Below are 3,647 nucleotides of genomic sequence, written 5' to 3'. Positions count from 1 at the left end.
CATAAGCCGAAGGAATCCTGAGTACGAATGAGCCGCAGGAGGCATTTGACGAACGGGGAAGCAAGGGCCTCGTCGTCATTGTTGACAGCAGGGCCAACCGGAGGAATTTCGTTGTTCGTCATTTCAGTCTTCGTCTTCGAGGTACGATTTCCTTTTCCTGCGATGCCCACTCCGGGTCCGCTTGCGTGGCCGACGAATGGCTTGGGCGGGCCAACCCCAAGAGTGCCCCGTGGCCGACCTCGACATGTCCACGAGTGCGAGACCTGCGGCGCGAATTCGCGGCGCACATCGTCTGCGCCGCGATCCGACCGGTGGTCAACGCAATTGAAATCCAACCTTCCGCAAGCCGCCGCCCTGCTGCATCGACATACTTGCTGCGAAGAGAGCTTCGATGGGCGGATTGGCCAGTGTTCAATTCCAATTGTCAGTCCCTTCGCGATTCTTGCTCAGGAAGTGACTTCGTTTTGAGTTTCGGGTGCCTTCTTTTGCGGAGCCACACAAAGATCCGCGTGACAGGCAGGCTCACCCGTGTAGTTGGCCAGTGCTTCGAGCAATGGGGTAAGATAGTACTGTTTGGTGTGGTCCGGAATTGGCCCCAGCCGGTCCACCGATTTCAGTGCCACCTCGATCAACTCGATTGCGCGATCTTTGTTGCCGCTCTCGTAATAATACTGAGCTACCGGGAGGTACCGGAGGTATTTAAACGGGCCATCGCCGTTCGGGGGATTGAGTGCCAGTATCTGTTCCGAGAGCTCGTTGCCCATCGCAAAGCGCTCCGCGCGCGGAAGATGGGAATTGTCCATCGTGGGATCGAAGAGTTGGTTGAGGGCCAAGGCCATCCACGACACCGCGTCGGACGTTTTGTCGATCGCGTCCTCGACCAATTCTCGCATGACCGGCATGCCGGTCTTGATGTCGCGCAGCTTGTGAAGCAGAAGATCCGCATGAATCTGCCGGAACTCACAAGAGTCTGGCATCAAGGCGAGGCCTTCTTCGATGGCCAAGAGCGCCGCCGTCCAATCCTCGGCCTGCATCGCCGGCTCAAGTTTGGCGTATATCGGCCCGGTAAGCGACATTTCGCGCGCTGCAAGTTGGTTATGCGCGATGCGCTTTGCATCGGCGGCTTTCGCTTCATAGCTGCTGCGCCAGCTGCCGTTAAGGACTTTCGGCAAAACGTCATCGAGTTCCGCCGGGTGGCCGATAAAAGCGATGTGGCCGTCGCGGTCGACCACGAACGAGGTGGGAATCCCAATCGAAGAGCTGGGATCCATCCAGAGCTTGTTCATTTCGCCAATGTAATCGAACCCGATACGATAATTCAGATTCGGGAACTCCTCGGTCAGCCAGGCATCCACGTTGGTCCGCGCCTCGTCTGCGGTAGGACCCTGTTCGCAGGCGGCAACTCCGACCGCCTCAAATCCGCTGCCTTCATATTTCTCCTGCAGTTCGATCAAATGGGGCATGGCGTCGACACATGGTCCGCACCAAGTCGCCCAAAACTCAACGAGGTAGACCTTGCCGGGCCGAAAGTTCGTGAGGGGCTCGCCACGCAGCCAGTTCTCCACTTTGATCGCAGGAGCCGGGGACCCCATACGCAGTTCCATCTTGGTGTCCAAAGTCATTCCACACCTTTCGTCTCTTTTGTCGCGGAATATTTTCCAGTCAAAATCGGACACGGTCTCGAGGGCATCGCTCCCTCTGGCTTGCTTCAGCGAAGCTCTCACCGTGTTGCCGCACATCAAGCTGCAACGGAGGTGCCAATTCCCTCAGCTCCGGTAAGCGGCGGGAAATGCTTTGAAATTCTCCACGAGGCCAAATGCGGCCGATTGTCGTGAACCCGACATGTCTTCTGCCGCTGTCGGGTTTCGCCCTATCACTCTTGAGAGCTTGGACGGCTCGCCTGTGATTAGACTGGCCTCGGCCCTCGAGCAGTGGCAGTTTGGCGCCAGTTCGAAAGCGCGAACTCGCCGGCTTGGTCCTCGTGCCGCCACCGCCGCGTGTGGATTCTTGCCCCGGAGTCAAAATTCGCCTCGCGGTTGCCAACGGCGGCATGCGCTCAATGCGCGTGGCGTTGAGCACCGACAGCACGTAATGGTACCAATTAGTGGATGCCCGTCGCTGCCTCCACTTCTCCAGCCAAGCGCTCGAACGACGCTACCTACCCACGTTCGAGCGCGACCGCGGAATCGCAGACTGCCGAACGTCAGCCGTTGCGAAAGGTGTAGCCGTACCCGTTGATCGCCGGTGCGCCGCCTAGATGTGCGTAGAGGACCCTCGATCCCTGTGGAAAGAAGCCCCTCTGGACGAGGTCGATCATCCCTTGCATCGATTTGCCCTCGTAAACGGGGTCCGTAATCATGCCCTCGAGCCGCGCGCACAAACGGATTGCCTCTTTGGTTTCCTCCGATGGAACGCCATAACCCGGGTACGCGTAGTCCATGAACAACACCACGTCTGCCTCGACAATTTCCGCTCCGAGGTGGACGAGCTTCGCTGTATTTTGGGCGATGCCAAGCACCTGCGCCTTGGTCTTGGCGGGCATGGCGGAGGCATCGATACCGATCACGTTGCGCTGTCGACCATCCTTGGCGAACCCGACGAGCATGCCGCCGTGGGTTGAACCAGTCACCGTACAGACGACGATATAGTCGAAGGCAAACCCAAGCTGCTCTTCCTGGGCACGCACCTCCTCAGCGAACCCCACATAGCCCAGGCCGCCGTATTTGTGGACAGAGGCGCCGGCAGGTATCGCATATGGCCTGCCGCCCCTTGCCTTGACTTCATAAAGTGCCTTTTCCCAGCTGCGGCGGATGCCGATGTCAAAGCCCTCGTCAACCAGGCGCACCTCTGCCCCCATGATGCGGCTCAAGAGGATATTGCCGACCCGGTCGTAGACAGCATCATCATGTGGGACCCAGCTCTCCTGGACCAGGAGGCATTTCATGCCGATCTTGGCGGCGACCGCAGCGACCATGCGCGTATGGTTGGACTGCACGCCACCGATTGTGACGAGCGTATCGGCATCTGACGCGATCGCGTCGGGCACAATGTATTCGAGCTTGCGCAGCTTGTTTCCGCCGAACGCGAGACCGGAGTTGCAGTCCTCGCGTTTGACGTAGATTTCCACCTTGTCGCCCAGATGCTTGCCGAGGCGGTCGAGCCTCTCGATCGGCGTGGGTCCAAAGGTGAGCGGATAACGTTCGAATTTTTCCAGCATGCTATCTCCAGCAAAAAAGTACCTGAACCTGCTACGCACCGGTCAGCCCAGGGGTATGGTCGCGTGTTAGCCGAACACAGATTCCCTATACGATCAGCTCAGTCATCAGAGGGTGACCAAAATTGGTGTGGGTCTGAGCACTGATCCTGTCATCCGCGCATCAAAGCAGCAGCACATGCTGGGCATTCGACCAAGCCGGGACACAGCTGAAAATTGCATTCCGCAGTTGATCAGAGTCAGACGACTGGTACCCGAGCTTTCCTGTAACCATCGGCATGCTGGCCCCTGTGGCGAGTTCCACGAGCGCGGCTAGAGGACTGCCAGATCAGAAAGAGCACGCGGCCGAAGTAGCCGGCCTGAAGCAGCAGCGAACAGGCCAGCGTCGTGACGACTGCCACACGGATCGAATCCAAAGCGAAGTAAACCATCG

At 58.5% G+C, this 3,647-nt stretch carries 3 protein-coding genes; all 3 read right to left on the bottom strand.

All coding sequences use genetic code 11. From position 1 onward, the window contains the following. Nucleotides 1-446: 446 nt before the first annotated feature. Complete coding sequence (locus tag EOD29_RS30505; protein ID WP_063170386.1) at nucleotides 447-1,604, bottom strand: TlpA disulfide reductase family protein; 1,158 nt, start codon at nucleotides 1,602-1,604, stop codon at nucleotides 447-449. A gap of 599 nt (nucleotides 1,605-2,203) precedes the next feature. Continuing rightward, on the bottom strand, nucleotides 2,204-3,217 hold the full coding sequence (locus EOD29_RS30500; RefSeq protein WP_024505903.1) for a 1-aminocyclopropane-1-carboxylate deaminase: 1,014 nt from the start codon (nucleotides 3,215-3,217) through the stop codon (nucleotides 2,204-2,206). Between the two features lie 236 nt (nucleotides 3,218-3,453). Continuing rightward, nucleotides 3,454-3,647 (bottom strand): exopolysaccharide production repressor protein (locus EOD29_RS30495; protein WP_127248767.1); only part of this gene is annotated, 194 nt, incomplete at its 5' end.

The organism is Mesorhizobium sp. M1A.T.Ca.IN.004.03.1.1 (assembly GCF_003997555.1).
Lineage (GTDB): Bacteria > Pseudomonadota > Alphaproteobacteria > Rhizobiales > Rhizobiaceae > Mesorhizobium.
This window is presented reverse-complemented; position numbering and strand designations above follow the sequence as displayed.

Bases quoted from the DNA above. Each gene is read 5' to 3' on its own strand.
- EOD29_RS30505 (WP_063170386.1), bottom strand. From the start codon at position 1,604: ATGGAACTGCGTATGGGGTCCCCGGCTCCTGCGATCAAAGTGGAGAAC.
- EOD29_RS30500 (WP_024505903.1), bottom strand. From the start codon at position 3,217: ATGCTGGAAAAATTCGAACGTTATCCGCTCACCTTTGGACCCACGCCG.